The 2,810-nt window shown below is 75.3% G+C and carries 3 protein-coding genes; all 3 read right to left on the bottom strand.

The window, feature by feature from the left end; translation table 11 throughout:
• Positions 1 to 824: DNA polymerase III subunit delta (holA, locus tag N869_RS17485; protein ID WP_035062649.1), on the bottom strand; the 824-nt coding region annotated here is incomplete at its 3' end.
• Positions 825 to 858: 34 nt separating this feature from the next.
• Entirely contained in the window at positions 859 to 2,352 is a 1,494-nt protein-coding gene (locus N869_RS14140) for a ComEC/Rec2 family competence protein (RefSeq protein ID WP_084137229.1), read from the bottom strand.
• 2 nt (positions 2,353 to 2,354) lie between these two features.
• Positions 2,355 to 2,810: ComEA family DNA-binding protein (locus N869_RS14145; RefSeq protein WP_035062651.1), on the bottom strand; the 456-nt coding region annotated here is incomplete at its 5' end.

Consider the following 2,810-nt stretch of genomic DNA (forward strand, 5'->3'; position numbering starts at 1 on the left):
CCACGCCCACGGGCGGCCGCGACCTTCGCGAGCGTCCGCAGCTTGACCGCCAGCGCCGCCACCAGGGGCACGGGGTCGGTCCCGGTGGCGAGGGCATGACGCAGCAGCGCGACCGCCTCACCGGCACGCCCAGCAGTGGCGGCGTCGGCGACCCGGAACCCCGTGGCCTCGACCCGCCCTCCGTGGTAGCTGGCGACCGTGGCAGCGGTGAGGACGCCCGAGGTGTCGGCGACCAGCTGCTGGCACGCCGCCGCGAGCTCCCGCAGGTCCGACCCGTAGGCCTCGACCAGGGCCCGGACGGCGCCCTGGTCGGCACGCCGGCCGGCTCGCGCGACCTCGTCGGCGACGAACGCGGCCTTGTCCGCGTCACGCTTGATCGGGTCGCAGACCACGGCCACCGCCCCCGCGGCGCGCAACGCGTCCAGGTACTTGCGTCCCCGGACCCCGCCGCCGTGGCGCAGAACCAGCACCACGTCGGGTGCGGGAGCACCCGCGTAGGCCACGGCGTCGGCGAAGGCGGCGTCGGTGCCCTGATGAAGGTCGTCGACCACGACGACACGGGCCTCGTCGAACAACGACGGGCTGGCCGCCACGCCGAGCGTGCCGGCCTCGTAGCCCGGTGCGGACAGACGGGTGACTTCGACGGCGGGGTCCTCTTGACGGGCTCGCGCCAGGACGCGCTCCACGGCACGCTCGGCCAGGAGCGCCTCGGAGCCCATGACGAGCACGACGGGCGCGGGTTCGACGTCCTTCCACGAGACCCCGGAGCTCCCCCGGGACGTCCCCCGTGCGGACCCACGGGCCGAGGTTCGCGGTGGGGTCATGGCGTCAGCATCCCACGGCTGCGCCGACCGGTGGTCAACGGTCCCGGCGGTGTGCGCACTCGGTCACCCAGCCGACCAGCATCACCGTCGGCAGTGCGAGGAGCGCCGCACCCACCGCTCCCCCGGGCCAGGGGATCAACGCGCCCGGCAGGCCCGCGAAGAACCTCGCGACCGTCGCGATCCACCACGCGCCGGCGCCCGCACCGTGAGCGATCACGGCCGCCGCACCAGGGGCCCACGGGGCGACCAGGGCCGTCACCAGGCCCAGGAGGGTCGTGGGCAGCAGGGCAGGGACGGCGAGCACGTTGGCGGGCACGGCGTACAGACCCAGCGCGGGCTGCAGCAGCACCAGCACCGGTTGGCAGGCCAGCTGCGCCGCGACCGGCACGGCGAGCACGTCGCGCAGCGGGCCCGGAACCACGGACGGGGCTGCCCTGGAGAGCACCGGCGCCAGCATGACGATCGACGCCGTGGCGAGCACGGACAGGACGAAGCCGAACGACCGGGACATCCAGGGGTCGACGACCACCAGCACCAGCGCCGCCGTGGCGAGCGCGGGAACCGCCTTCGACGGCCGCCCGACCAGGAGCCCGACGAGCATCACCGCAGCCATCGAACCCGCCCGCAGCACGCTTGGTTGCGGCCCGACGAGCACGACGAACCCGGTGAGCGCCGACGCGCAGAGCACCACCCGCACGGGAGTGCGCAGCCACGAGGTCAGAGCCATGGCGGTCGCGGTCACCACGGCCAGGTGCGCGCCGGAGACGGCGGTCACGTGCGTGAGGCTCACGGTCCGCATCGCCTCGGCGAGGTCCGGCGGCACCGTCCGGGTGTCACCGAGGGTGGCGCCGACGACCAGGGCACGGGCATCGGGGTGCAGGCCGTCGGTCGCTTCGCGCAGCCCGGTGCGGACCGTGAGCACCACACGGTCCACGGGGCCCGCCGGTCCGAGGGGCTGCACGGTCGAGGCCGTCAGCCGGGCAGCGTGGTCGTACGGTCGCCACGGGGCGGACAGCTGACCGCTCACCTGGACCCGCGCGCCCGGGTCGAGGTGAGCGACGTCGGTACCGCCACGCACCTCCACAGTGACGTGCGACCGGGTCGTGCGGCCGCGGTGGGTCAGCGTGTCCGCCGCGAGGGCCACCGTCGCGGTGCCACGGTCGACGACGCTGGGCTCGGTCCGCACCACGCCGGTCATGGAGACCACCGACGCGTCGGTGACGAGGTCCTGGAGCCCGCCGGCGTGCCGCACCGTGAGACCGGCGGCGGTCGAGGCGAGGGCGACCGCGGCGGCGACCAGGGCGAGCCAGGCGGTGGCAAGGACGGTCCCGGCGCGGACCCGGGCGCGTCGGCGACCGGTCGTCACGATCCACGCACCGGTCAGGATCACGAGCACGGCGGCGATCACCGTGGCCGTGCGGACACTTTGGGGGTTGCCTGCGACCGCGACAGCCGCCGCTCCCCAAGCCGCGACGGCGGCCGGAACCAGGCGCAGGTCCGGTCCAGGCGCGTTCCCGGAGCGGCGCACGGTCAGACCGTCACCAGGTCGCGTATGCCCGCGAGGACCTTCGGGCCGATTCCGGTGACCTCGATGAGCTCGTCCACGGAGGTGAACGGCCGCGCGGTGCGGTGCTCGACGATCCTGGCGGCCATCACCGGACCGATCCCCGGGAGGGTCTCGAGGACGCTCACGTCGGCACGGTTGACGTCGACGAGCGTCCCGGAGACGGGCGCGCCCGGGCCGGCGACCTCCGGTCCGGGCTCGACGACCTCACCGGGAACGGGCACCCGGAGCTGCTCACCGTCGAGGACCTCCCGGGCGAGGTTGAGGGCGGCCAGGTCCGCCGCGTCCGTGGGGCCGCCGGCCTCCGCGACCGCGTCGGCCACGCGAGAACCACGCGGCACCGTCACCAGGCCGGGGGCATGGACCGCGCCGACGACGTGCACGACCAGATCTGGTGCGGGGACGGTGGGGCTCGTGCCGCC

Source organism: Cellulomonas bogoriensis 69B4 = DSM 16987 (assembly GCF_000767165.1).
Lineage (GTDB): Bacteria > Actinomycetota > Actinomycetes > Actinomycetales > Cellulomonadaceae > Actinotalea > Actinotalea bogoriensis.